We start from the raw sequence: 24,816 nt of genomic DNA on the forward strand, positions 1-24,816 counted from the left end.
CCCGATCACCTCTTCACGTCATCAAGGTTGCTTGCCGAGATCCAGCCTGCCGGGACCCGATGCACGCCGCAACTCCGGCATCACGCTACGCAGTCAAGGCCGCCTGCTTCGGCCCCGACTTCACGGCGCTGCCGTCGGCCGGGGTACCCCCCTGTCCGCTGCGTGGCCGCATCCGCAACGCACCGGCTGTTGATGTGTACGGGCACGGCGCACGCCCTGCTCATCGCGTTCGAGTCTTTGGCAGCTGAGGATCACGACGCGTGCCGCCTGACGTTCATCCCCGACAGGTATCGTCTCGCGATCCCGGATGTCGACAGATGGTGGTGCGGAGTAAGCCAGGCGTCGCAGGGCGGCGGAGCCGCTGTGCTGGAGCGGAGACTGGGCGTTTTCGATGCCGTCGTCATCGGGCTGGGCTCGATGATCGGTGCGGGGGTCTTCGCCGCCCTGGCGCCTGCCGCGCGGGCGGCCGGCTCGGGACTGCTCGTGGGATTGGCCGTCGCCGCTGTGGTGGCGTACTGCAACGCCACCTCCTCGGCCCGGCTCGCGGCATGCTATCCGCAGTCCGGTGGGACGTATGTGTACGGCCGTGAGCGGCTGGCCGAGTTCTGGGGCTACCTCGCCGGATGGGGCTTCGTGGTCGGCAAGACCGCCTCGTGCGCGGCGATGGCACTCACCGGTGGGGTCGTACGTGTGGCCGGCCCAGGCGCACGCCGTCGCCGTGGCTGCGGTGGTGGCGCTGACCGCCGTCAACTACGTGGGTATGCAGAAGGCCGCGTGGCTGACGCGGGCGATCGTCGCCGTGGTCCTGGCCGTGCTGGCAGCCGTGGTGGCGACCTGCCTGACCTCCACCGATGCTCAGGTCGTGCGGCTGGACATCGGGTCGGCCGCCTCCGTGACCGGGGTGTTGCAGGCGGCCGGGCTTCTGTGCTTCGCCTTCGCCGGGTACGTACGGATCGCGACCCTGGGCGAAGAGGTGAAGGACCCGGCCCGCACCATTCCCCGGGCCATTCCCCTGGCCCTGGGCATCACGCTGATCGTGTACGCGGCAGTCGCCGTGTCCGTGCTGACGGTCCTCGGTCCTCGAACTCGGCGGCGCGCCGCGCGACCCCGGCAACCTGTGACCCGAGCCCTACTCCGGCTCCCAGACTGCGCACTCCAAAGACGGAGTGGAGACGAAGCTGAAGAACGCCGTGTATGCCGGCACCATCACCCTGTCCGCCGCCCGCAGCGCCATCAGGAACAACTGGACCACGGCCCTGCAGGTCACCGGAATCGGCTAACCCCCCGCTCTCGCCACCGGCCCAATCCTGGTTCTGGATCACTTTCAGTGCTGGAGCCACAGAGGGTCACCACAACCGCGATCATGAACGGCCGTGGCTGATGTACTCCTCCTCCAGGACCTGTGGTTCCACCAGGTCGAAGGTGTTGTGGTCGAAAGAGTCATATCCGACGGCGAGTTGGTAGTCGTGAGGGCCCGGACGGCTGCGGAGCGGGCTGCGTGTCCGGCGTGTGGAACGACGTCGGTCCGGGTGCATAGCCGGTACGTACGCCGGCTTGCCGACAGCGCGGTCGGCGGCCGTCCGGCGCTGATCGAGTTACAGGTCCGGCGGTTCCGCTGCTCTCAACAGGGCTCTGCTTGCAGGCGACGTTCGCCGAGCAGGTCGACGGGCTGACGTTCCGGCACGGCAGACGCAGTGCCGGGCTGCAGACAGTGTTGGAACGGGTGGCGGTGATGCTGGCCGGCCGGGCCGGTTCCCGCCTGGCCCACGCGCTGGCGGCCAAGGTGAGCCGCTCGACCCTGTTACGGCTGATCCGCCGCCTGCAGGACCCCGAGACCTCGACACCGCGGGTGCTCGGGGTCGACGACTTCGCGCTGCGCAAGGGGCACAACTACGGCACCATCCTGCTCGACATCGAGACACACCAACCCGTCGACCTGCTGCCGGACCGCACCACTGCGACTGTGGCCCGGTGGATCGCCGAGCATCCCGGCGTCGAGGTGATCTGCAGGGACCGTTCCACCGCTTACGCCGAGGCCGGACGCCTCGGCGCCCCGGACGCGGTGCATGTTGCAGATCGGTGGCACATCTGGTCCAACCTCGCCGAGGCCGTCGAGAAGACCGTCGTCCAGCACCGTGCTCTGCTGCGCGAGCCCCAGGACACCTCCACTGCCGCGGCTGCCGAGGCCCTGGAAGGGCTGGACCTCGCCTTGGCTTCCGCAGGGCCGCGGACCACCGGCCGCCTGTCCGACCGGGTTCGCGAACAGCACGAGGCCGTTCACACTCTGCTTGAACAAGGCATTGCGATGCGGGAAATCGGCCGCCGACTGGGACTGGCCCGCAACACCGTGCGCCGCTACGCACACGCGGCGAGTGCGGACGAGCTCCTGATCGGACGGTGGACCGGCCGCGCCAGCATCCTCGACCCCTACAAGCCCTACATGCACCAAAGGTGGGCCGAGGGCTGCACCGTCGCCCGCCGCCTGTTCGAGGAAGTACGCGAGCGCGGCTATCCCGGCGGCGAGAACGTCGTGAAGGTCTACCTGGCCAAGCTCCGCGCGGACTTTCCGCCCACCCCGCCCCGCAGGGCTCCGTCCGTGCGGGACGTGACCAGCTGGCTCACCCGCCATCCTGACCGCCTCACCGACGACCAGGCCCAGCAGCTCAAAACAATCCTGGCCCGCTGCCCCGCCCTCGGCCGCACCGCCCACCACGTCCGCGCGTTCGCCGAGTTGATGAACGACCGCCAGGGCAAGCACCTCGACCAGTGGATCGCCCAGGTCCAGGCCGACGATCTTCCCGCTCTGCACACCTTCGTCACCGGCCTGGGCCAGGACCTCGACGCCGTCGTCGCCGGCCTCAGCCTCCGCTACAGCTCCGGGGCCGTCGAGGGCCAGAACAACAAGATCAAGATGTTGAAGAGGCAGATGTTCGGCCGTGCCAACTTCGACCTCCTCCGCAAGCGAGTCCTCCTCACCGCGCGAGACCGTTCATGATCGCGGTTGTGGTGACCCTCTGTGGCTCCAGCACTGAAAGTGATCCAGAACCCTCTCAGCCCTTGCGGGTGTTGATGTCTTCGGTCAGCTGCGGGACGACGTCGAACAGGTCGCCGATGACGCCGTAGTCGACCAGGTCGAAGATCGGGGCCTCCGGGTCCTTGTTGACCGCGACGATCGTCTTCGAGGTCTGCATACCCGCCCGGTGCTGGATCGCGCCGGAGATGCCGTTGGCGATGTACAGCTGCGGGGAGACGGACTTGCCCGTCTGGCCCACCTGGTTGGTGTGCGGGTACCAGCCCGCGTCCACCGCAGCGCGCGAGGCACCCACGGCGGCGCCCAGGGAGTCGGCCAGCGCCTCGATGACCGAGAAGTTCTCCGCGCCGTTGACGCCACGGCCGCCGGAGACCACGATCGCGGCCTCGGTCAGCTCCGGACGCCCGGTCGACTCACGTGCGGTGCGGCCGGTGATCTTCGTGCCGGTCGCCTTCTCGGAGAACGACACGTTCAGCGCCTCGACCGCGCCCGCGGCCGGGGCCGGCTCCACGGCGGCCGAGTTCGGCTTGACCGTGATGACCGGAGTGCCCTTGGAGACACGGGACTTGGTAGTGAAGGACGCGGCGAACACCGACTGGGTGGCCACTGGGCCCTCGTCGCCGGCCTCCAGGTCGACGGCGTCGGTGATGATGCCGGAGCCGATGCGCAGCGCCAGACGCGCGGCGATCTCCTTGCCCTCGGCGGAGGACGGGACCAGCACCGCGGCCGGAGAGACCTGCTCGTGCGCGGCCTGCAGGGCGTCCACCTTCGGCACCACCAGGTACTCGGCGTACTCGGCGGCGTCGTGGGTGAGCACCCGCGCCGCGCCGTGCTCGGCGAGGGCGGCGGCGGTGTCGGCGGCGCCCTTGCCCAGCGCGACGGCGACCGGCTCGCCGATACGGCGGGCCAGGGTCAGCAGCTCCAGGGTGGGCTTGCGGACGGCACCGTCCACGTGGTCGACGTAGACGAGAACTTCAGCCATGGGAAAGCAACTCCAAACCGGTGAGGTGAACTTCTGGCTCGCGAGGCTGCGTCAGATGAACTTGCGCTCCGCGAGGAACTCGGCGACCTGCTTGCCGCCCACGCCCTCGTCCTTGACGATCGTGCCCGCCGTGCGGGCCGGGCGCTCGGCCGCCGACTCCACCGTGGTGCAGGCGTTCTCCAGGCCGACCTCGTCCGCGTCGATGTCCAGGTCGGACAGGTCCCAGGACTGAACCGGCTTCTTCTTGGCCGCCATGATGCCCTTGAAGGACGGGTAGCGGGCCTCACCCGACTGGTCGGTCACCGACACCACCGCCGGGAGCTGCGCCTGAAGCTGCTCCGAGGCGGCGTCGCCGTCGCGGCGGCCCGCGACCGTGCCGTTCTCGACCGAGACCTCGGACAGCAGGGTGACCTGCGGGACGCCCAGGCGCTCGGCGAGCAGCGCCGGCACGACACCCATGGTGCCGTCCGTGGAGGCCATGCCCGAGACCACCAGGTCGAAACCGGCCTTCTCGATCACCTTGGCCAGCACCAGCGAGGTGCCGATGGCATCCGTGCCGTGCAGGTCGTCGTCCTCGACGTGGATCGCCTTGTCGGCGCCCATCGACAGCGCCTTGCGCAGCGCGTCCTTGGCGTCCTCCGGGCCCACCGTCAAAACGGTCACCTCGGCGTCGTCCGCGTCCTCGGCGATCTGCAGCGCCTGCTCGACCGCGTACTCGTCCAGCTCGGAGAGCAGACCGTCCACGTCGTCACGGTCGACGGTCAGGTCATCGGCGAAGTGCCGGTCGCCAGTGGCGTCGGGCACGTACTTCACAGTGACAACGATCCTCAAAGTCACCTTCAGGTCCTCGATTCGTGGGTCGGGCGTGCGCGCCTTGGGGCGGGTCTCTCAGCGGGTGTAGTCGTGAAAGCCGCGGCCGCTCTTCTTGCCGAGCAGTCCGGCGTCGACCATGCGCAGCAGCAGGGCCGGTGGGGAGTGCAACGGCTCCTTGAACTCCTCGTACATGGAGTCGGCGATGGCCCTCACCGTGTCGAGGCCGATCAGATCGGCCAGCCGCAGTGGGCCCATGGGGTGCGCGCAGCCGAGGACCATGCCGTTGTCGATGTCCTCGGCCGTGGCGAAGCCGGATTCGAGCATGCGGATGGCGGACAGCAGGTAGGGGACGAGCAGGGAATTGACGACGAAGCCCGCCCGGTCCTGGGACCCGATGACCTGCTTGCCCAACCTGCCGGTGACGAAGTCCTCTGCCTGGCAGCGCGTTTGATGGGCGGTCAGGAGCGAGGGCACGATCTCGACCAGGGGCATCACCGGCACCGGGTTGAAGAAGTGCACGCCGACGACCTGTGCCGGGCGGCCGGAGGCCATGGCGAGCTTCATCACCGGGATGGACGAGGTGTTGGTGGCCAGGATCGCGTCCTGCCGGGTGAGGACCTTGCCCAGGGTGGCGAACACCTGGCTCTTGGCCTGCTCGTCCTCGGCGATGGCCTCGATCGCCATGTCCCGGTCGGAGAAGTCGCCCAGGTCGGTGGTGAAGTGAATCCGGTCGAGCGCGTCGTCGCGCTCCGCTTCGATGAGTTTGCGGCTGCGGAGGCCGCGCTCCAAGGATGCGGTGATCCGGTCCCGCCCGGCCCGGACGGCGTCCGGGCCGCTCTCGCATACGAGCACGTCCAGGCCTGCTCGCGCGCAGACCTCCGCGATGCCGCTGCCCATGAGCCCCGCTCCGACGACGCCGACACGGCGGATGTCGGCAAAGGCCGGGCGGGCGGGAGCGGGGGATCGACCGGCTGTCGACGGTGTCATGGGCGTCCTTAGGCAGAGAGGAAGGGGCGTCAGCGGTAGGCGGCCTGGCCGGTGAGGGCCTGTCCGACCACGAGCGTGTGGATCTCGCTGGTGCCCTCGTAGGTGAGGACGGACTCCAGGTTGTTGGCGTGGCGCAGCGGCGAGTACTCCAGGGAGATGCCGTTGGCGCCGAGGATGGTCCGGCACTCGCGGGCGATGGCCAGGGCCTCACGGACGTTGTTGAGCTTGCCGACGCTGATCTGTTCGCCACGGATTCGGTCCTGGTCCTTGAGCCTGCCCAGGTGGAGGGCGAGCAGGGCTGCGTTGCCGAGGGAGACGCTCATGTCCGCGAGCTTCTTCTGGGTCAGCTGGAAGGCGCTGATCGGCCTGTCGAACTGGACGCGGGAGTCGGCGTACTCCAGGGCCGCCTGGAGGCTGTCGCGGCCGGCGCCGACCGCTCCGAAGAGGATTCCGAACCGGGCCTCGTTCAGGCAGGACAGCGGTCCGCGCAGGCCCTGCGCATGCGGCAGGCGAGCGGAATCGGGTAGCCGCACGTTGTCGAAGTACAGCTCCGAGGTGATCGAGGCGCGCAGCGACATCTTCTGCTTGATGTCCTGGGTGGTGAAGCCCGGGGTGCCGCGCGGCACGAGGAAGCCGCGCACGCCGTCCTCGGTCTGCGCCCAGATGGTGGCGACATCGGCGATACCGCCGTTGGTGATCCACATCTTGGAGCCGTTGAGGACCCAGTCACCGCCGTCGCGGACGGCCCGGGTACGCATGCCGGCCGGGTTGCTGCCGAAGTCCGGCTCGGTCAGTCCGAAGCAGCCGATGGCCTCGCCCGCGGCGAGCCGCGGCAGCCACTCCTGCTTCTGCTCCTCCGAGCCCCACTTCCAGATCGAGTACATCGACAGCGAGCCCTGCACCGAGACGAAGCTGCGGAAGCCGGAGTCGGCGGCCTCCAGTTCCAGGCAGGCCAGTCCGTAGCTGACGGCGTTGGTCCCGGCGCAGCCGTAGCCCTCCAGGTGCATGCCCAACAGGCCGAGCTTGCCGAGTTCGGGGGCGAGCTCGCGGGCGAAGTGGGCGTTTTCGAACCACTCGCCGATGTGCGGGCGTACCCGGTCGGCGAGGAACTTGGCGACGGTGGTCTGGATCTCGCGCTCCTCCGTGGACAGGACGGAGGAGAGGTCGAGCAGGTCGAGGGGGTCCTTCATCGGCTTGGCGCCGCTCATGGTGTGCTCCTTGGGGTGAGGGGGGTGAGGCGGGTGAGAAGTCAGCAGTCCAGCCAGTCCGCGATCTCGGTGGTGTGCTCGCCCAGCCGGGGCGGGCGGCGGTCGTACCGGGGCGGGGTGCCGGACAGGGAGATGGGGTTGGCGACGAAGTCCGTGGGAGGACCCTCGTCGCCGTTGATCACGGCTCGCGGCGCGAGGCCGAGACGGTCGGCCAGGTCGAATGCCTGGGCGAGGTTGTTGACGGGGCCGCACGGAACGCCCAGGGGAGTGAGGTGCTCGAACCATTCGGCCGCTGTGCGCGTGAGGAACAACTCCGCCAGTTCCTGGGACAGTTCGTCGACGTGGGCGACCCGGTCGGCGTTCGTGGCGAAGCGCGGGTCTTCGGCCAGTTGCGGCGCGCCGGTGCCGCGGCAGAGCGCCGCGAACTGGCGGTCGTTCCCGACGGCGATGACGAGTGGCTGGTCCTTTGCCTGGTAGACCTCGTACGGCGCGATGGACGGGTGCCGGTTGCCCAGGATCCCCGGTACCTGACCGGCGAGGGTGTACCCGGCGGCCTGATTGACCAGGCTGGACAGCAGGGTCGACAGCAGATTGACCTGGACGTGCTGTCCCTGGCCGCTCGCATCCCGGTGGCGCAGCGCGGCGAGCACGCCGATCGCGGCGTGCAGGCCGGTGAGGACGTCCACCAGCGCCACGCCGGTCTTCACCGGCTGTCCGGGGGCGGGGCCGGTGACGCTCATCAGCCCGCCGACGGCCTGGATGAGCAGGTCGTATCCGGGCAGGTCGGCTCCGGCGCCCGCGCCGAATCCCGTGATCGAGCAGTAGACGATTCCGGGGTTGGCGGCATGGACCTCGTCGTAGCCGAGCCCGTACTTGTGCATGGTCCCGGGCCGGAAGTTCTCGAAGAGTACGTCGGCCCGGCGGGCCAGTTCGGCGGCACGGCGCCGGTCGGCGTCGTCGCGCAGGTCGAGGGTGACCGAGCGCTTGTTCCGGTTGACGGAGAGGAAGTAGGTGGCCTCACCGTGCGCGTGCGGCGGGCCCCAGGCGCGGGTGTCGTCCCCCGTGGTGGGGTGTTCGACCTTGATGACGTCGGCGCCGAGGTCGGCCAGGAGCATGGTGGCGTAGGGGGCGGCCAGCACGCGTCCGAAGTCGGCCACGAGTACGCCGCTCAGCGGCAGCGCCGGTGAGGGTGCGGTCACAGCGTCGGCCCTCCGGAGCTGCGCAGGTACACGGTCGTGGTGCGGGTGAAGAACTCGCGTGCCGCGCGGCCCTGTTCCTTCGGCCCGTAGGCGCTCTGCTTGGCGCCGCCGAACGGCACGTGCGGATCGGCGCCCGCGGTCTCGGAGTTGATGTGGAGCACGCCGACGTCCACCTGTTCCATGGCGGCGGTGACGGCGCGCAGGTCGTCGGTGAAGACGGCCGCGGAGAGGCCGAAGTCACTGTCGTTGGCCAGCGCCAGCGCCTCCTGGGTGTCCTTGGCCCGGCGGACGGCGAGGACGGGGCCGAACACCTCCTCGCGCCACAGCGGGTCGTCGCCGGCCAGTTCGACCACGGTGGGCTGGACGAACGCCCCGTTCATGCGGTCGTCGTCGTAGGGCCGGCCGCCGGTGAGGAGGTTGGCGCAAGAGCGGGCGGCTGCGGCGTCCACGGTGTGCTGGATCTCGTCGCGGGCCCGGAGCGAGACCACGGGTCCCATCTCGGTGGCGGCGTCCAGGGGGTCGCCGACCCGCAGGGCGGCGGCGCGCTTGGTGAGCTGGGCGAGGAACTCGTCGGCGACGGGCTCCTGCACGATGAGCCGGGAAGTGGCGGTGCACTTCTGGCCGGTGGCTCGGAAGGCACCGGCGAGCACCTCCTGCACGGCGAGTTCGAGGTCGGCGTCGGCGAGGACGACGGCCGCGTTCTTGCCGCCCATCTCGGTCTGAACGGGCCGCGCCAGTCGCCCGCAGGCGGTGATCAGGCCGCGACCCACCGAGGTGGAGCCGGTGAAGGTGACCGCGTCGATGCCCGGGTGCTCGACCAGCCGGCCGCCCAGGCTCCCGCTGCCGATGAGTAGGGAGAGCACACCGTCGGGGAGGCGGGCCTCGACGAGCGCCTCGGCCAGGCGCACGGCCAGCAGCGGCACCAGGCTCGCGGGCTTCCACACGACGGTGTTTCCGTAGCTGAGCGCGGGTGCGATCTTCCAGGCCGGGATCGCGATGGGGAAGTTGAACGGCGTGATGACCGCGACGGCGCCGACGGGCCGGTGGATCACGTGGATCTGCTCGCCGGGGCGGGGCGAGGCGAACACCTCGCCCACGGGGCGGGAGGCCTCACCGGCGTAGTAGCGGAAGATCTCCGCGGCCCGGCGTACCTCGCCGATGCCCTCGGCGCGGGTCTTGCCCTCCTCCCAGGCGAGTTCCTCACCCCACTGGTCGGCGTGCGCGTCGATGATGTCGGCGGCGCGGTCGAGGATCCGGCCGCGGGCCTGGGGCGGGGTGGCGGCCCAGCGCGGGTAGGCGTCCCGTGCCGCCGCGACGGCCTGGTCGAGGTCGTGGTCCTGGGCGAGCTGTCCTGCGGCCACGGTTTCGTGAGGGCGTGCCGGGTTGAGGTCGACGATGTCGTCGCCGTCGCCGGTCCGCCACTGCCCTGCCACGAGGTGGCGAAGGGTCCGGGCCCGCCGGGCCGCTCCGGCCTCTTCGCTGCTGCCTGCGTCGGGTCGCATCGGCACTCCTTTCGGGGCGTCCCTGCACGCCGTCGTGTTCCGGGGCGCGGTGGATGGGTGAGGTCGTCATTGTGTGGGGGGCCGCGCCTCGGGCGCACTGGACGAGATGTCCTGTCGGGGCCGGTCCGGGCACGCCGATCCGTTGATGGTGTGGTGCGAGCGGTGGTGGTTGGCTCGGCGTGCCCCGACTCCCAACCTCCCGGAGGACGTCCCATGCCCGGTGATTCCCGACCGGCCGGTGGTCCCGGCCTCGAGCAGGTCCGCCGGATCGTCACCGAGATCCCCGGTCCGCGCTCACGCGAACTGCTGGCCCGACAGCGCAGCCTGGTTCCCGCCGGCATCGGTGCCACCCTGCCCGTCTTCGTGGAGGCCGCCGGCGGGGGTGTGATCGTCGACGCGGACGGCAACTCCTTCATCGACTTCGGCAGCGGCATCGCCGTCACCACCGTGGGCAACTCGGCCCCGGCGGTGGCCGAGCGCGCCGCCGCGCAGCTGCGGCGGTTCACGCACACCTGCTTCCTGGTGAGCCCCTACACGTCCTACCTGGATGTCTGCCAGAAACTGAACGAGCTCGCCCCCGTTCCCGGCGAGAAGCGGACCCTGCTGGTCAACTCCGGCGCCGAAGCGGTCGAGAACGCGGTGAAGATCGCCCGGGCCGCCACCGGGCGCCCGGCGGTGGTGGTCTTCGACCACGCCTTCCACGGCCGCACCCTGCTGACGATGACCCTGACCGCCAAGAACCGGCCCTACAAGCACGGCTTCGGCCCGTTCGCGCCGGAGGTCTACCGCGCCCCGATGGCCTATCCGTACCGCTGGCCCACCGGGCCCGAGCACTGCGCGGAGGAGGCCGCGGCCGCCCTCGTGGACCTGCTCGACCGGCAGGTCGGCGCGGACAACGTCGCGGCGGTGCTCGTGGAGCCGATCCAGGGCGAGGGCGGCTTCATCGTTCCCGCGCCCGGCTTCTTGGCCCGGGTCGCCGAGATCTGCCGGGCCCGCGGGATCCTGCTGATCGCCGATGAGGTCCAGTCCGGCATCGCCCGTACCGGCCGCATGTTCGCGTGCGAGCACGAGGGTGTCCAGCCCGACCTGGTCACCACGGCGAAGGGCCTGGCGGGCGGCCTGCCGCTGGGTGCGGTGACCGGCCGCGCGGAACTGATGGACGCCGCCCCGGCGGGCGGCCTCGGCGGCACCTTCAGCGGCAACCCGGTCGCCTGCGAGGCGGCGCTCGGCGTCTTCGAGGAGATCGAGGCCCACGACCTGCTCGGACGGGCGCGCAAGATCGGTGACTTCATGCACGAGCGCCTCGCCGAGCTCGCCCGTGCCCACCCGGCCATCGGAGATGTGCGCGGCCGGGGCGCGATGACCGCCATCGAACTCGTGCAGCCGCACGGGGACCGCGTCCCCGCACCCGAGCTGGCCGCCGGCATCGCCAGGCGCTGCCATGCGGAGGGACTGCTCGTGCTGACCGCGGGCAGTTACGGCAACGTTCTGCGTTTCCTGCCGCCGCTGTCGATCTCCGACAGCCTGCTGGACGAGGGTCTCACGCTGCTCGGCGAGGCCGTCGCCAAGGAATCCGCCTCCGCGGCCTGACCGTGCCGGCTGCTCGTCGCACGAGCGGTGAGCTGCGGGCCGGGCGAGGCGTGACGGCCGTCGACGAGCTCACGGGTCGGGACGGGTCCGGGACGGGACCGGGTGTGGTTTCGGCCTCCCGGACGCGTCCCGGTCCCGTGAAATAGGATGACTACAGTTTTAGAGGTCAGCCGGCTCAAAGGTGGTGACGCTGCGGTGGGCGTACCTCTGCGCTGGCTGCTCGGGCGCCCTGAGCTGCGCCTGCGCGTGCTCACGGCCCGTGAGCAGCTCAACCGTGAGGTGCTCTGGGCGCACAGCATCGAACTCGCCGACCCGGTCCCCTGGATCAGCGGTGGCGAACTGCTGCTCACCACCGGCCTGCGCCTCCCGGCCGAGGCCGACGCTCAGCACAAGTACGTCCAGCGCCTGGCCGACGCCGGGGTGGTGGCGCTGGGCTTCGGCGTCGGCCTGTCGCACGAGGTGGTGCCCGCCGCTGTCGTGGCGGCCGCCGAGGAGACCGGTCTGCCGCTGCTGGAGGTTCCGCTGCCCACGCCGTTCGCCGCCATCACCAAGGCGGTGATGGAACGGCTCGCGGAGCAGCAGTACGAGGGCGTCGTCCAGGCCTCCCGCATCCAGCCCCGTATGACCCGGGCCGCCCTGCACGGCGGAGCGCAGGCCGTGGTCCGGGAACTGGCCGTCTCCACGGGCACGGCCGTGCTCTTCCTGGACCACGAGGGCCGGACGCGCGCTGCCCACCCGGCCGATGTCTCCGCACCCGCCCCGGACGTGCTGGCGGACCTGCGTACGCCGGACGGGGCGGCAGCGGCGGTGAGCAGCGGCCCCGAGGCCGGGGTGGCGGTGCAGCAGGTCCGGGTCGGCCCGCGGGTCCACGGGCGGCTGGTGCTGGTCACCGACCGGGCCCTGACACCGGTCGACCACCTGTTGTTGGGACACGCGGCCTCTCTGGTCGCGCTGGAGGCCGAGAAGCCGCTGCGGCTCCGCGACGAGCAGAACCGTGTAAACGGCCTGTTCTTCCGGATGCTCCTGGACGGGTCGATCCCGGCGCCGGCCGCGCTCGGCCACCTCTCCGAGGCGGGCTTCCCGGTCCGTGACGGGGTGCGTGTCCTGGCCCTGCGAGGCGGAAACCCGCGACAGGCTCTCGAGGCCGCCGGCGAGCAGCTGAGCGAGCGCGGCCTGCCGCTGTTCGGCACCGTCCGCGAGCAGTGCGCCGTGCTGCTGCTGCCCGGCGGCCACGCGATGACGGCCCAGGCGGTGACGGACCGCCTGGCCGCCCGGCCGGGCGCCCGGCTCTGGGCCGGTCTCAGCAGCCCGCACGACCTGGAGGACGGGCCGACGGCCCTGCGCGAGGCACTGAGCGCCGCGTCCGCCGCGCAGGCACGCGGCTGCCGGGAAGTGATCCACTTCGATGCGCTCGCCGGTCACGTCCTGCTGACCACGCCCGGAACCCGCACGGTGCTGGAGTCGATCGCCCGGACACGGCTCGCCCCGCTCGCCGCGCACGACGCCGCCAACGGCACGGAGCTGCTCGCCTCGCTGCGCGCGTTCCTCGAGCACAACGGCCAATGGGAGGCCGCCTCCGCCTCCCTGGGAGTACACCGCCACACCCTGCGCAACCGCATGGACCGGGCCCAGTCCCTCCTCGGCGTGGACCTCGACTCCGCGCATGTACGCGCTGAACTCCTGCTGGCCCTGTCGGCCTGGCAGGAACTTGATCGCTGACAGGGAGCGGGACCGGGCGGACGGCGGTGGGGATGCCTGTCCTGGGGGGCGGGATCCACCAGTGCTCCGGGCCGGCGGGCGAGCCCGCCCCCACTCCCCGGCCAGGACCCTCAGTCAGTGCCTGGTGGCCCACCGGCCAACGCGGCCCGCAGCCCACCACCCAGGACGTCGCGCTGCCCCCTGCACAGGCAAAGGGCCCGGCGCGGTTGTCCGCACCGGGCTCTTGCGTGCCGGTTCAGGCCTTGGACGGTTCCGGCTCAACGAGGCCGGGCGCCGGGGCGGGCTTGGGGATGGCGTCGTCGTACGGCGCCTCGCTACGGCCGTAGCTGCGGTGGACGGCCATGTACAGCAGGCCCGCGCCGACCACCACCACCGCGGAGAGCGGCACGATGTAGTTGTCGTACCACGGAACGTCAGGGGTGCGCGGCCAGCACATGTTGACGATGGCCAGGACCCCGTACGCCAGGGCGGCGATGTTGACGGGCAGGCCCCACTTGCCCAGCCGGTACTTGCCACTGGGCTGCCAGCCCTTGAGTCGGGCCCGCAGCGCGGCGAGTACCACCATCTGGAAGCCCAGGTAGATGCCGACCGCGGCGAAGCTGATGACCTTGGACAGGGCGTCCGTGGAGAACTTGGAGCCGAGCACGATCAGTGCCGGGAGGAGCGCCGAGAGCATGAGGGCGTACGGCGGGACGTGCCGGGCCTCGGAGAACTTCCGCAGCAGACGGCTTCCCATGATCATGTCGTCGCGGCCGTAGCTGAAGGCCAGCCGGCTGGCCGCGGCCTGCAGGCTCATGGCGCAGGAGAGGAAGGACAGCAGCACGACGGCGAGCACGATCTTGGAGCCGACCGAGCCGAAGGCGCTGTCCAGCAGCGTGGTCACCGGGTCGACGTCCTTGCCCGCGATGACCGCCGGGATGTCGGCCACCGAGAGCACCAGTGCCAGGCACACGAAGGTGGCCGCGGCGCCGCCGATGTAGATGGTGCGGCGCATGGCCTTGGGGATCAGACGGCCCGGGTCCGGCACCTCCTCGGCGACGTCACCGCAGGCCTCGAAGCCGTAGTACTGGTAGACGCCGATCAGTCCGGCCGCCGCGAACGCCCACAGGTAGCTGTGGCTGCCCTGCGAGCCGAAGGAGTCGAAGAGCACACCGAGGTTGTGGTGGCGGTGCGAGACGAGCAGCCAGCCACCGACCGCCAGCGCTCCGATGATCTCGGCCGAGAAACCGATGACGGCCGCCGCCGCGAGCACGCGGGTGCCCAGGAAGTTGATCAGGGTGGCCAGCGCGAGGATCGCCAGGGAACAGACGATGGTGGTGTTGACCGTGGGCGAGAAGCCGAAGGTGGTGGCGATGTAGGGGCCAGCGCCGTACACCACGCTGGCGATGGTGCACATCAGCGCGATCATGTAGACCCAGCCGGTCATCCAGGCCCACCGGCGCCCCCAGAGCCGGCGCGCCCAGGGATACACGCCGCCCGCCACCGGGAACTGCGCCACGACCTCGCTGAACACCAGAGCGACGAGCAACTGGCCGAGGCCGACGATCACAAAGCTCCAGATCATCGGCGGGCCGCCGCTGGCCAGTGCATAGGCGAACAGCGAGTACACCCCGACGACCGGGGACAGGTAGGTGAATCCGAGCGAGAAGTTGGCCCATGGGCTCATGTCTCGCTTGAACTCGGACTCGTACCCGAGCGAGGCCAGATGCGCGGCATCGCTGTCGGTGGCGTCCGGTGGGGTGATGGGGCTCATGCTGGCTCCCGTGTTCTCGTGCCAGAGGGTGGGGCGTCAGTCCTGAAGCGGCATGGATGCCGGCGACTCATCGACCGGGGCTGGTTATGATGCGGGGGCTCGGTGCGATGTGGAGCGAAAAACTACAAGCACATGGGTTATTGCACAAGGGCTTGGCGGCAGGACGCGAGGAGGGGCCGTGGCGACACAGGGTGCACCCGTGGTGCGCGCCTCGTTGATCTCCCCGCTCACGTCCGCCGGACGTACCGGCGAGGTCGTCGAGCGTATAACGGAGGCCATCCACCTCGGGCTGGTCGTCGACGGCGAGCAGTTGCCGACCGAGGTGGAGTTCGCCCACCAGCTCGGGGTGTCGCCGATGACCCTGCGGGAGGCGCTGGCGGTCCTGCGCGAGCAGGGGCTGGTGGAGACCCGTCGCGGCCGTACCGGCGGCACCTTCGTGCGGCGCCCGGCCAATCCTCCGCTGACGCCGCTGGTGGAGCGGATCAGTTCCACCACCATCTCCCAGCTGCGGGATCTCGCCGACGAGCAGTTCGCGGTCTCGGGCGCCTCGGCGCGGCTGGCAGCCGAGCGGGCCTCGGCCGCCGGTCTGCGGCGACTGCTGAACCTGGTCGAACAGCTGGCCAAGGCCGACGGGCTCGGCGCGCGGATCCGCGCCGACAGCCGGTTCCACATCGAAGTGGCGATCGCCTCCCAGTCGGAGCGGCTGACCCGGCTGGAGGTGGACCTGCAGTCCTGCACGGCCGGCCTGCTCTGGCTCTCCTACGAGTCCGAGACCGAGCTGGACGAAGTGGTCGCCGAGCACCACGCCATCGCCACCGCGATCGCGGAGGAGGATGGGGAGCGGGCACGCACCCTTGCCGAGCGGCATGTACAACGCAACCTGCGGCGGCTCATCGAACTGCATCTCCGGATGGCCGAGCGGGAATCTGTGGAGGTGTCCGATGGCCGCTGATTCCGGTGCGCCCCACAGCGGCGGCGAGGTGCTCGACACCCTGTTGCAGCAGGTGCGGGACCTGCTCCAGGCGGTCTTCACCGGTCCGCAGAGGGTCGCCGACGAGGTCGTCCGCCGGCGCCGTGGCGTACGGGCGGCGGGCGGCGTCTTCGGCGCGGCCGACCTGGCGGGCCTCAAACCGACCGTCGTGCAGTGGCTGACCGAGCACCCCGAGTCGGACGGCCTGGGCTTCCTGGCGGCGGCGGAGCTGCTGCCGGACCGCGAGCGGCACATCCAGTGGTGGCAACGGGGTGCGGCCGGCTTCGTGCCGATGCGGCTCAATCTCGATCCGACCTGCGTCGACGTCTACGACTACTTCGAGATGGAGTGGTACGCGGCCGCCCGCGACCACGGTGCGCGCGCGGTGTTCGGTCCGTACGTGGACTACTCGGCCGCGGACAGCTACATCTGCACGTTCACCGTTCCCGTGGTCGACGGCGGCGAGTTCCTCGGCGTGGCCGGGACGGATCTGCGGATGAGCGATCTGGAACCCCGGCTGCTGGGCCTGCTGCGCCGGGCCGGCCACGACGCCGTGCTGGTCGGTGCGGAACGCCGGGTGGTGGCCGCGAACACCCCCCGCTGGCTGGTGGGGTCCCGGCTGCCGCGGGTGCCGCAGACGCGGGACGGCGTCTTCCTCGCCGCGGGCGAGGTCGGGCTGGACAGCGGGTGGGTGCTGGGGCTCGCCGACCCCGAGTAGCTCCGGCCCATCCGGCCGGCCGACGCCCGCGGGCACCTGTCCCGCGGACCTCACGGCGGCACTGCGCGGGCCGCTCCCTTCGCGCGCGTCACGGGCACGGGAATCCGCACGCACTCCTGCATCTCCGTAATGCCCGGGCCGGCGTTTTCTTCCCTCACGCTCACCCCGCGTTGAGTACTCGCGTCGTTGCAGCGAGCCCCCTGACCAGGCACGCAGCCCCCGCATGCCCGTGGTCGGGGGCGGGCGGCGCTCGGGGTTGTGCACCCCCGCACCCGATCCGGCCCGGGCCGTGACCCCGCGCAGATCCCTGACCGTCATGCCGAAAGATCCGGGACGGCCGTTTCCGCCGACCCATTGACATCCAAACTCTAGTTTTAGAGTATTCACGTCACTCACCCGCCCCGGCACACAGTTGGAGGCCCCGTGACGGGCACCGCCGCAGTGGACGCAGCGCCGTACTTCGACGTCGCCGACCCGAACTTCTCCATCAAATCCGCCGCCGTGCATGAGGCACGCGAACGCAGCTGGTACGCGCGGACCAACTACGGCCTGGCCGTACTCCGCTACGAGGAGGTCAGCCGGCTGCTCAAGCACCCCAAGCTGCGCCAGGGCAGCGCCGCCTGGCCCGCCCACAACGGCATCACCGAGGGCCCGTTCGCCGACTGGTGGGCCAGCTGGGTGCTCAACAAGGAGGGCGAGGAGCACCACCGGCTGCGCCGGCTGATGAACCCCGCCTTCTCCCCCAAACTGATCGGCGCACTGGTGCCCCGGTTCCAGGCGCTCGCCGCCGAGCTGATCGACGGCTTCCGGGAACCCGACCGCTGCGAGTTCGTCTCCGAATTCGCCGAACCGTACGCGGCCCGGGTGATCGCCATCATGCTGGGCATCCCCGAGTCCGAGTGGCCGGTGATCGCCCGCGAGTCCGCCACCATCGGTCTCGCCATGGGCGTGACGATCCGCCAGGACATGCCGAAGATCGAGGCGGCCCTGTCGAACCTCTACGCCTACGCGGACGAGCTGATCGCAGACCGTCGGCGAGGCGAGCGGGACGACTTCGTCTCCGCGCTGGTCCGTGCCCACCGTGACTCCGACAGCCTCAGCGACACCGAGCTGCGCGACGCTCTGCTGCTGCTGATCTTCGGCGGCTTCGACACCACCCGCAACCAGCTCGGCCTGGCCATGCAGACCTTCATGCGCCACCCCGACCAGTGGCGGCTGCTCGCCGAGCGGCCTGAGCTGGGCGGCAAGGCGGTCGAGGAGGTCATGCGGGTGAACCCCACCGTCACCTGGGTCACCCGTGAGGCCCGGGAGGACTTCACCTTCCAGGAACTGGACATCGCCGCGGGCACCACCGTCCACCTCTTCAGCGAGTCCGCCGGCACCGACCCCCGGGTCTTCGGCGAGCCCTCCTTCGACATCGCCGCCGAACGCAAGCCGCACTTCGGCTTCGGCGGCGGCGCGCACCACTGCCTGGGCCACTTCGTCGCCCGCAGCGACATGAGCGAGGCGCTGCCCCTGCTCGCCCGGCGGATACGCGACCCACGCCCCGCCGACGGCGACGAGTGGCTGCCGGACTCCGGCAACACCGGCCCGATCCGCCTGCCCATCACCTTCAGCCCGGCCGCCTGAGCGGCCGACACCGAGAGGAGACCTGCCATGAAGGTCATCGTCGACCTGGCCAAGTGCCAGGACCACGGCCAGTGCGCGATCGCCGCGCCCGTCGTCTTCCAGATGAACGAGGAGGGAAAGCTCGTCTGGGACGGCAACCCCGACGAGTCGCAGCGCTTCGAAGCCGAGGAAGCGGCGGACGTCTGCCCCGTCCAGGCCATCCTCATCCAGGACTGAGATGCCTGCCCACATCGCCGTGGTCGGCGCCTCCCTGGCCGGCCTGCGCGCGGCCGAGCAGCTGAGGGCGGCCGGGCACACCGGACCGATCACCGTCCTCGGCGACGAACCCCATCCCCCCTACAACCGCCCCCCGCTGTCCAAGGAGACGCTCGCCGCCCCCGGCGAGCCCTCCGCCGAGCAGGTGCACGCCTCGGTGGCCTTCCGGCGCCGGGCCCTGGTCGGTGACGTGGACTTCCGCCTCGGCCGGGCCGTCACCGCCACCGATCTGGAGCAGCGGCGGCTGACCCTGTCCGACGGCACCGAGCTCGGCTTCGACGGCCTGGTCGCGGCGACCGGGCTGCGCCCGCGACGGCTGTCGCTGCCCGGCCCGACGGCCGGCCGACACGTCCTGCGCACCCTGGAGGACTGCATCGCACTGCGCGGCGTACTCCGGCCGGAGGCGAGGGTGGTGGTGGTCGGTGCCGGATTCGTCGGCTGCGAGGTCGCCGCGACCGCGCTCCGGCTGGGATGCCGGGTCAGCATCGTGGAGCCCTCCGGGGCACCGATGAACCGGGTCCTCGGCGCGGAGCTCGCGCAGGCCGTGCAGCGGCACCACGAGGCCGCGGGCATCCGCTTCCACACCGGCCGCGCCGTGGCCGGCATCCTCGGACGGGAGCGGGTCTCGGCGGTCGACCTCGACGACGGCACCACCCTCGGGGCCGACGCCGTGATCGAAGCCGTGGGCTCCCTGCCCAACACCGAGTGGTTGGCCGGCAACCCCGGACTCGACCTCTCCGACGGCATCCTCTGCGACAACCTGCTGCGGGCCGCCGACGCCGACCGGGTGGTCGCCGTCGGCGACATCGCCCGCTTCCCCAATCCCCTTTTCGACGACCTGCCTCGCCGCGTCGAGCACTGGTCCATCCCCGCCGACACGGCCAAGCGCGCGGCGGCCACCCTCACCGCCCAACTGGCCGGCCGGGAGCCCGACCCCACTCCCTTCACACCGATCCCCTCGTTCTGGAGCGATCAACTCGACCTGCGCTTCCAGAGCTTCGGCTCGCCCGCCCTCGCCGATGAGGTCCGACTGCACGAGGGTGACCCGGACCACCTCCACGGCGGTGTGCTGGCCACCTATCACCGGCGGTCCGAGCACGTGGGCACCGTCGCGATCAACCTCCCTCCTGCCCGTCAGCGCGAGCTACGAGAGGCCTTCACCGCCCTCGTCCCCGCCGCCTGACCCTCACCCCGCGAGGAACCCCCATGACATCCACCGTCATCCCCCGTGCCACCGCGCTGGACAGGCACCGCGAGCGCAACACCGACCGGGCCGCGATCGCGGAGATCCAGGCCCGCATCGCCGAGGCCGGTGTGCAGTACCTCTACTACCAGGCTGTCACCATCACCGGCCGGGTGATCGGCAAGGTCGTCCCCGCCGACCATCTGGTGCGCAACGCCGAGAAGGGCGTCCAGCTGCACCGCACTGCGGTATCCGACCTCCAGGTCGACCGGACCGGCAACCTGCTGGGCGGCGGCGCCGAGGCAGCCGAGTTCACCGCCGTGCCCGACCTCGACACCTTCGCCGTGCTGCCGTGGGACAACAGCGTCGGCCGCTTCTTCTGCCGGCTCTACGAGCCCGACCACCGGCCCGGCATCGGCGGGCAGCCGCTGGCCACCGACGTGCGCGGCAACCTGCTGCGGCTGCACGCCGACTTCACCGAGCGCACCGGACTCCAGCTGCGCACCGGCTGCGAGCCCGAGATGACCTGGAGCGGCCCCGGCCTGGACGCCCGGTTCCGTCCCGGCTCCAGCCCGGCGTACCACGTGGACCACCTGGAGCGGTACCGCCCGATCTACCAGAAGGTCATCGACTACGCCCGGGCGCTCGGGCTGGACATGATCGAGGGCGACTACGAGGACCCGGGCCAGCTCGAACTCAACTGGATGTACGACCACGCCGACCTGACCGCCGACCGGCTGATCGTCTACCGGCAGATCTGCCGGCAGGTGGCCCGCGAGCTCGGCGTGACAGCGAGCTTCATGCCCAAGCCCGCCACCGGCATGATGGGCAACGGCTGCCACCACAACCTCAGCCTGTGGCGCGGCGACGAAAACGTGCTCGCCGAACCGGGCGTGCAGGAGCTGCACCTCACCGAGACCGGACGACACGCCCTGGGCGGCATCCTCACCCACGCCGCCGGGTCCATGGCCGTCATGGGCTCCACCGTCAACTCCTACAAGCGGTACTGGGATTCGGGCCAGTTTGCGCCCTCCCAGATCAACTGGGGCATGGACAACAAGACCTGCACCGTGCGCCTGTCGGCCAACGGCCGGCTGGAGTTCAAGCTGCCGGACGCCATGGTCAACCCCTATATGTCGCACGCCGTGCTGCTCGCCGCCATCCAGGACGGCCTGGACAACCGGATCGACCCGGGACCGGCCCAGCGCGGCTCCAGCTACGCCGGCGAAGTCACCTTCGCCAAGCTGCCGCTCACCCTCGGCGAGGCCCTGGACGCCTTCGCCGCGGACGAGGTCGTCAAGACCGCGCTCGGCTCCGAACTGGTCGACCTGTACAGCGAGGTCAAGCGCGACGAGTGGGCCCGGTTCTGCGGTGTCGTCACCGACTGGGAGCACATGATGTACGCGGAGGAGGCCCCGTGACCGCGCCGCTGCGTCTGGCCTGCATCGACTCCGAGGCCCCGCCGCTGTTCCACCTCGCCGACCCGATGGCCGGGCGGCGCGGCTACGAACCGGCGGTCGGCGAACTGGTCGCCGCCGAGCTGGGTCGCCCGCTGGAGTGGGTCTTCCTGCCGTGGGCCGAGATGATCCCCGCCGTGCGGCGGGGGGACGCGGACGCCGTGCTGTGCGGGCAGGGCATCACCGAGGCCCGCGCGGCCCTGGTGGACTTCACCCGCCCGTACGCGGTCTTCCACGAGTCGGTCCTGGTCCGGCGAGGGGATCCGGTGCACGCAGCGGCCGACCTGCACGGCCGCAGGGTCGCCGCGATCGAGGGCTCCACCAACATGGCGCTGGCCGAGACCTTCGAGGGAGCGATCACCGTGGCCTTCGGCGGTGACTCGGACGACGTCTTCGCCGACATGCTGCAGGCGCTGCGCACCGGGGCGGTGGACGCGGTGGTCGACGACGACGTGGTCTTCGTCCCGCTGGACGACCACCCGGACTTCGACCTCGCCTTCACCGTGCGCACCGGCAACCGCTGGGCCATCGGCACCGCCCAGGACCGGTCCGAGCTGCGGGCGCAGCTGGACGGGGCGCTCGGCCGGATCACTGCGGACGGACGGCTGGCCAAGGCTTGGGCGCAGTGGCTGCCGGGGCTGGAGTACCCCTTCGACGGTGAGGTGAAGAGGTGAGCGTGCGGCCTTCGATCCTCGTCGTCGGCCGCCGTGCCGCCTCCGTCTCCGGGTTGCGGTTCAGCGCCACGGTCGCTGCCGAGGCGGTGTGCGAGGCCGTCTTCGCGGCCGGCGGGGAGCCCCTCGTGCTGCACGGCGCCGACCGTGGACAACTGCCCGGCCTGCTCGGGCGGTTGGCCGGTTTCGCGGGCGTGGTGCTGCCGGGCGGCTCGGACCTCGATCCGGCCCACTACGGTCAGGACCGGCACCCGCGGACCGCGCCCGACCATGACGAGCAGGACGCGCTCGACCTGGCCGCCGCCCGGGCCGTGCTGGAGCTGGGCATCCCGACGCTGGCGATCTGCCGCGGCCTGCAGGTGGTCAACACCGTCTGCGGCGGCACCCTGATCCAGCACCTCCCGCCGGGCGCTGTGGAACACCTGGACGCCCTGCACGAGGTGACGGCCGTGGATGGCTCCCGGCTGGAAGCCGTGGTGGGCTCGCAGGCCTTCACCATCTCCTCGTACCACCACCAGGCGGTGGACCGGGTCGGCCGAGAACTGCGCGTAACGGCACGGTCCGCCGACGGCTGCGTGGAGGCGCTGGAGCACACGTCTGCGGACCTGCTCGCCGTGCAGTGGCACCCGGAGGACCTGGCGGCCTCCTCTCCGCAGGACGCCGCCCTCTTCGCCGACCTGATCGACCGTGCCCGAATCCGAAAGGAGGTCGCCGCGTGAGCGCGACCCTGGATACCGCCGCGGCCCTGGCCCGGCGCGACGAACTGGAGAAGCGGTTCGCCGACCTGTCCCCGGCGACCCGGCTGTACATCGGCGGACGCCAGGTGGACGCCCTCGACGGCGCGACGTTCGAGCGGATCTCACCGCGCGACGGCCGCGCGATCGCGCAGGTCGCGGCGGGTGGCGCCGAGGACGTGGACCGCGCCGTGGCCGATGCCCGCCGTGCCTTCGAAAGCGGCGTGTGGTCGGACCTGCATCCCAGGCAGCGACGGGCGGTGCTGCAGCGGCTGGCACGGCTGGTCGAGGAGCATGCCGAGGAGCTGGCGCTGCTGGAGAGCGTCGACATGGGCAAGCCCTTCACCGACGCACTCGCGGTGGACCTGCGGGTGACGGCGCAGTCCCTGGACTTCTACGCCGAGGCCGTCGACAAGCAGTACGACGAGGTGGCGCCCACCGGGCGGGACGTACTCGCCACCGTCACCCGCGAGCCGCTCGGCGTCGTCGGCGCGGTGGTCCCCTGGAACTTCCCGCTGATGATGGCGGTGTGGAAGATCGCGCCCGCCCTCGCGGTGGGCAACTCGGTGGTCCTCAAGCCGGCCGAGCAGTCCCCGCTGACCGCACTGCGCTTCGCCGAGCTGGCCACCGAGGCCGGCGTGCCGGACGGCATCCTCAACGTGGTGACCGGCTTCGGGCCGACGGCCGGTGCCGCGCTCGGCCTCCACCCGGACGTGGACGCGATCACCTTCACCGGTTCCGGCGAGGTCGGACGGCTGTTCATGCAGTACGCGGCCCAGTCCAACCTCAAGCAGGTGTCCCTGGAGCTGGGCGGGAAGTCGCCCCAGATCGTGCTCCCCGACGCACCCGACCTGGCTGTGGTCGCCAAGGCGGTCGCCGGCGGCATCTTCTTCAACCAGGGCGAGGTGTGCTCCGCCGGATCGCGCCTGCTGGTGCACCGCTCCGTCAAGGACGAACTGCTCGATCTGGTGGTCAAGGAGGCGAGCCGCACCGTGGTGGGCGACCCGCTCGACCCACGCACCGGGCTCGGCGCACTGGTGGAGGAGAAGCACCTGGAACGCGTCCTCGGCCATGTCCAGGGCGCTGTGGAGGACGGCGCGCAAGCGGTGCTCGGCGGCAGCCGGGTGCTCACGGAGACCGGCGGCTGCTATGTGGAGCCCACCGTCTTCGACCGGGTCGACCCCGGGATGCGCATCGCACAGCAGGAAGTGTTCGGCCCGGTTCTCGCGGTCATCGACTTCGAGGACGCCGAGGAGGCCGTGCGCATCGCCAACGGCACCGACTACGGCCTTGCCGCCTCGGTGTGGACACGGGACCTCACCACCGCGCACCGTATGTCACGGGCGGTCAGGGCCGGCACGGTCTGGGTCAACTGCTACGACGACAGCGACATCACGGTGCCGTTCGGCGGCTACGCCCAGTCCGGCTTCGGCCGCGACAAGTCGCTGCACGCGTTGGAGAAGTACACCCAGCTCAAGACCACCTGGATCAGACTGTGAACGGCCGCCCGGTGGTGCACCGGCAGGATGTCGAGCCGGACGGCGCGACACCCGCCGACGGCCCGCGGATCGCGGTTCTGGTCTCGCTCAACTTCCCCGACCTGACCGAGCCGGTCGCCGACCTCGTGCGGCGCTTCACCCGCACGGCGCTGACCAGCCTGCACGGCCTGGGCGCCCGGTACGAACTGGTGGACACCTCCGCCGACGGGCTCGGCGACCCGGCGCAGTACGCCGGTTACGACGGACTGCTGCTCCTCGGCGGCGGTGACGTGGACGGAGAGCTGTACGGGATCGACGGGCCGGTGCCCCACTCCTATGGCGTGGACCGCCGGGCGGACGACCACTGCATCACCGCCATCCGGGCGGCGACAGCCGCGCATCGGCCGGTGCTCGGCATCTGCCGCGGCTCACAGCTCGTCAACATCGCCTTCGGCGGCACTCTGATCCCCGACCTGGAGGACTACCGGCTGCACCGCGGTGGTCCCGGGCAACCGCTGTTCCTCGACGAGAAGGTGACGGTGGCGCAGGGCTCCCGGCTGGCCACCCTCACCGGCGCCGAACGGTTGACCGTCCGGTCGGGCCACCACCAGGCGGTGGCCGCGGTCGGAAACGGGCTCGTGGCGGTGGCGCACGCCGACGACGGGGTGATAGAGGCGGTCGAGCATCCGACCCGGTGGGTGGTGGGTGTGCAGTGGCACCCCGAGGACCCGGACGGATCCGACGAACACCGACAGCGCATCTTCCAGACATTCGTGGCCGCCTGCGCCCGATGACCTGCGGTGAACTACTACGGCTCCATCACCGTCGACTACGAACCGAACTCGCCCAGCTCGACGAGAGGGGCCGCCGCCCGCTGCGGACCGTGGCGGTGGACGACCCCGCAATTTCAGTTCCGAGACTCCCCGAAAACCGGGTT

General features: G+C 71.0%; 21 protein-coding genes and 1 pseudogene. 15 read left to right on the forward strand and 7 right to left on the reverse strand.

Annotated features, from left to right (window positions below; translation table 11 throughout):
• Window positions 1–363 precede the first annotated feature (363 nt).
• The 3 genes and pseudogenes from ACIBJF_RS41785 to ACIBJF_RS41795 form a co-directional block, all read left to right on the forward strand.
• A pseudogene (locus ACIBJF_RS41785) lies at window positions 364–1,129 on the forward strand (APC family permease); the annotation flags it as partial.
• 400 nt (window positions 1,130–1,529) lie between these two features.
• A complete protein-coding gene (locus ACIBJF_RS41790) occupies window positions 1,530–1,673 on the forward strand; it encodes a hypothetical protein (RefSeq protein ID WP_399182145.1) in 144 nt (47 codons plus the stop codon).
• Window positions 1,637–2,995: an ISL3 family transposase gene (locus tag ACIBJF_RS41795; RefSeq protein ID WP_399182097.1), complete on the forward strand. Its 1,359-nt coding sequence runs from the start codon at window positions 1,637–1,639 to the stop codon at window positions 2,993–2,995. Before ACIBJF_RS41790 ends, ACIBJF_RS41795 begins: the two co-directional genes overlap by 37 nt.
• A 55-nt stretch (window positions 2,996–3,050) precedes the next feature.
• On the opposite strand, the gene ACIBJF_RS41800 is transcribed toward ACIBJF_RS41795, so the two are convergent.
• From ACIBJF_RS41800 to ACIBJF_RS41825, 6 genes are read right to left on the reverse strand one after another with little or no spacing between them, the layout of a single operon-like run.
• Entirely contained in the window at window positions 3,051–4,013 is a 963-nt protein-coding gene (locus ACIBJF_RS41800) for an electron transfer flavoprotein subunit alpha/FixB family protein (protein ID WP_399182098.1), read from the reverse strand.
• Between the two features lie 51 nt (window positions 4,014–4,064).
• Window positions 4,065–4,850 (reverse strand): electron transfer flavoprotein subunit beta/FixA family protein, encoded by a 786-nt coding sequence (locus ACIBJF_RS41805; protein ID WP_399182100.1) that lies wholly within the window; start codon window positions 4,848–4,850, stop codon window positions 4,065–4,067.
• 51 nt (window positions 4,851–4,901) lie between these two features.
• The gene (locus tag ACIBJF_RS41810) at window positions 4,902–5,813 is read right to left on the reverse strand and encodes a 3-hydroxybutyryl-CoA dehydrogenase (protein WP_399182102.1); all 912 of its coding nucleotides are present in this window, start codon (window positions 5,811–5,813) and stop codon (window positions 4,902–4,904) included.
• Window positions 5,814–5,842: 29 nt separating this feature from the next.
• Window positions 5,843–7,021, reverse strand: coding sequence for an acyl-CoA dehydrogenase family protein (locus ACIBJF_RS41815; RefSeq protein ID WP_399182104.1), 1,179 nt, complete (start codon window positions 7,019–7,021; stop codon window positions 5,843–5,845).
• Window positions 7,022–7,062: 41 nt separating this feature from the next.
• Complete coding sequence (locus ACIBJF_RS41820; protein ID WP_399182106.1) at window positions 7,063–8,220, reverse strand: CaiB/BaiF CoA transferase family protein; 1,158 nt, start codon at window positions 8,218–8,220, stop codon at window positions 7,063–7,065.
• Entirely contained in the window at window positions 8,217–9,722 is a 1,506-nt protein-coding gene (locus ACIBJF_RS41825; protein ID WP_399182108.1) for an aldehyde dehydrogenase family protein, read from the reverse strand. Before ACIBJF_RS41825 ends, ACIBJF_RS41820 begins: the two co-directional genes overlap by 4 nt.
• Window positions 9,723–9,935: 213 nt before the next feature.
• Here ACIBJF_RS41825 and gabT point away from each other — a divergent pair, with 213 nt between their 5' ends.
• Together gabT and ACIBJF_RS41835 are read left to right on the forward strand one after the other, a co-directional pair.
• Window positions 9,936–11,312 (forward strand): 4-aminobutyrate--2-oxoglutarate transaminase, encoded by a 1,377-nt coding sequence (gene gabT / locus ACIBJF_RS41830; RefSeq protein ID WP_399182110.1) that lies wholly within the window; start codon window positions 9,936–9,938, stop codon window positions 11,310–11,312.
• A 195-nt stretch (window positions 11,313–11,507) separates the two neighbouring features.
• Window positions 11,508–13,031, forward strand: coding sequence for a PucR family transcriptional regulator (locus ACIBJF_RS41835; protein WP_399182112.1), 1,524 nt, complete (start codon window positions 11,508–11,510; stop codon window positions 13,029–13,031).
• A gap of 235 nt (window positions 13,032–13,266) precedes the next feature.
• On the opposite strand, the gene ACIBJF_RS41840 is transcribed toward ACIBJF_RS41835, so the two are convergent.
• Window positions 13,267–14,784, reverse strand: coding sequence for an APC family permease (locus ACIBJF_RS41840; RefSeq protein ID WP_399182114.1), 1,518 nt, complete (start codon window positions 14,782–14,784; stop codon window positions 13,267–13,269).
• A gap of 178 nt (window positions 14,785–14,962) precedes the next feature.
• Between ACIBJF_RS41840 and ACIBJF_RS41845 the strand changes: the two genes are divergently transcribed.
• From ACIBJF_RS41845 to ACIBJF_RS41890, 10 genes are all read left to right on the forward strand, one after another.
• Window positions 14,963–15,736: a FadR/GntR family transcriptional regulator gene (locus tag ACIBJF_RS41845; RefSeq protein ID WP_399182115.1), complete on the forward strand. Its 774-nt coding sequence runs from the start codon at window positions 14,963–14,965 to the stop codon at window positions 15,734–15,736.
• Window positions 15,726–16,472: a cache domain-containing protein gene (locus ACIBJF_RS41850; protein ID WP_399182116.1), complete on the forward strand. Its 747-nt coding sequence runs from the start codon at window positions 15,726–15,728 to the stop codon at window positions 16,470–16,472. The genes ACIBJF_RS41845 and ACIBJF_RS41850 overlap by 11 nt, the downstream gene beginning before the upstream one ends.
• Before the next feature lie 423 nt (window positions 16,473–16,895).
• On the forward strand, window positions 16,896–18,101 hold the full coding sequence (locus ACIBJF_RS41855) for a cytochrome P450 (RefSeq protein WP_399182118.1): 1,206 nt from the start codon (window positions 16,896–16,898) through the stop codon (window positions 18,099–18,101).
• 27 nt (window positions 18,102–18,128) lie between these two features.
• Window positions 18,129–18,317: a ferredoxin gene (locus ACIBJF_RS41860; protein WP_399182120.1), complete on the forward strand. Its 189-nt coding sequence runs from the start codon at window positions 18,129–18,131 to the stop codon at window positions 18,315–18,317.
• Between the two features lies 1 nt (window position 18,318).
• On the forward strand, window positions 18,319–19,539 hold the full coding sequence (locus tag ACIBJF_RS41865; protein ID WP_399182122.1) for an NAD(P)/FAD-dependent oxidoreductase: 1,221 nt from the start codon (window positions 18,319–18,321) through the stop codon (window positions 19,537–19,539).
• A gap of 23 nt (window positions 19,540–19,562) precedes the next feature.
• Window positions 19,563–20,960 (forward strand): glutamine synthetase family protein, encoded by a 1,398-nt coding sequence (locus ACIBJF_RS41870; RefSeq protein WP_399182124.1) that lies wholly within the window; start codon window positions 19,563–19,565, stop codon window positions 20,958–20,960.
• On the forward strand, window positions 20,957–21,670 hold the full coding sequence (locus ACIBJF_RS41875; protein WP_399182126.1) for an ABC transporter substrate-binding protein: 714 nt from the start codon (window positions 20,957–20,959) through the stop codon (window positions 21,668–21,670). Before ACIBJF_RS41870 ends, ACIBJF_RS41875 begins: the two co-directional genes overlap by 4 nt.
• The gene (locus ACIBJF_RS41880; protein WP_399182127.1) at window positions 21,667–22,386 is read left to right on the forward strand and encodes a gamma-glutamyl-gamma-aminobutyrate hydrolase family protein; all 720 of its coding nucleotides are present in this window, start codon (window positions 21,667–21,669) and stop codon (window positions 22,384–22,386) included. The genes ACIBJF_RS41875 and ACIBJF_RS41880 overlap by 4 nt, the downstream gene beginning before the upstream one ends.
• Window positions 22,383–23,900 (forward strand): aldehyde dehydrogenase, encoded by a 1,518-nt coding sequence (locus tag ACIBJF_RS41885; protein ID WP_399182129.1) that lies wholly within the window; start codon window positions 22,383–22,385, stop codon window positions 23,898–23,900. Before ACIBJF_RS41880 ends, ACIBJF_RS41885 begins: the two co-directional genes overlap by 4 nt.
• Window positions 23,897–24,673, forward strand: coding sequence for a gamma-glutamyl-gamma-aminobutyrate hydrolase family protein (locus tag ACIBJF_RS41890; RefSeq protein WP_399182131.1), 777 nt, complete (start codon window positions 23,897–23,899; stop codon window positions 24,671–24,673). The genes ACIBJF_RS41885 and ACIBJF_RS41890 overlap by 4 nt, the downstream gene beginning before the upstream one ends.
• The last annotated feature ends 143 nt before the right edge of the window (window positions 24,674–24,816 follow it).

This window comes from Streptomyces sp. NPDC050743 (assembly GCF_044456925.1).
Taxonomy (GTDB): Bacteria; Actinomycetota; Actinomycetes; order Streptomycetales; family Streptomycetaceae; genus Streptomyces.

Bases quoted from the DNA above. Each gene is read 5' to 3' on its own strand.
- ACIBJF_RS41800 (WP_399182098.1), bottom strand. From the start codon at position 4,013: ATGGCTGAAGTTCTCGTCTACGTCGACCACGTGGACGGTGCCGTCCGC.
- ACIBJF_RS41810 (WP_399182102.1), bottom strand. From the start codon at position 5,813: ATGACACCGTCGACAGCCGGTCGATCCCCCGCTCCCGCCCGCCCGGCC.
- ACIBJF_RS41815 (WP_399182104.1), bottom strand. From the start codon at position 7,021: ATGAGCGGCGCCAAGCCGATGAAGGACCCCCTCGACCTGCTCGACCTC.
- ACIBJF_RS41825 (WP_399182108.1), bottom strand. From the start codon at position 9,722: ATGCGACCCGACGCAGGCAGCAGCGAAGAGGCCGGAGCGGCCCGGCGG.
- gabT (WP_399182110.1), top strand. From the start codon at position 9,936: ATGCCCGGTGATTCCCGACCGGCCGGTGGTCCCGGCCTCGAGCAGGTC.
- ACIBJF_RS41840 (WP_399182114.1), bottom strand. From the start codon at position 14,784: ATGAGCCCCATCACCCCACCGGACGCCACCGACAGCGATGCCGCGCAT.
- ACIBJF_RS41850 (WP_399182116.1), top strand. From the start codon at position 15,726: ATGGCCGCTGATTCCGGTGCGCCCCACAGCGGCGGCGAGGTGCTCGAC.
- ACIBJF_RS41860 (WP_399182120.1), top strand. From the start codon at position 18,129: ATGAAGGTCATCGTCGACCTGGCCAAGTGCCAGGACCACGGCCAGTGC.
- ACIBJF_RS41865 (WP_399182122.1), top strand. From the start codon at position 18,319: ATGCCTGCCCACATCGCCGTGGTCGGCGCCTCCCTGGCCGGCCTGCGC.
- ACIBJF_RS41870 (WP_399182124.1), top strand. From the start codon at position 19,563: ATGACATCCACCGTCATCCCCCGTGCCACCGCGCTGGACAGGCACCGC.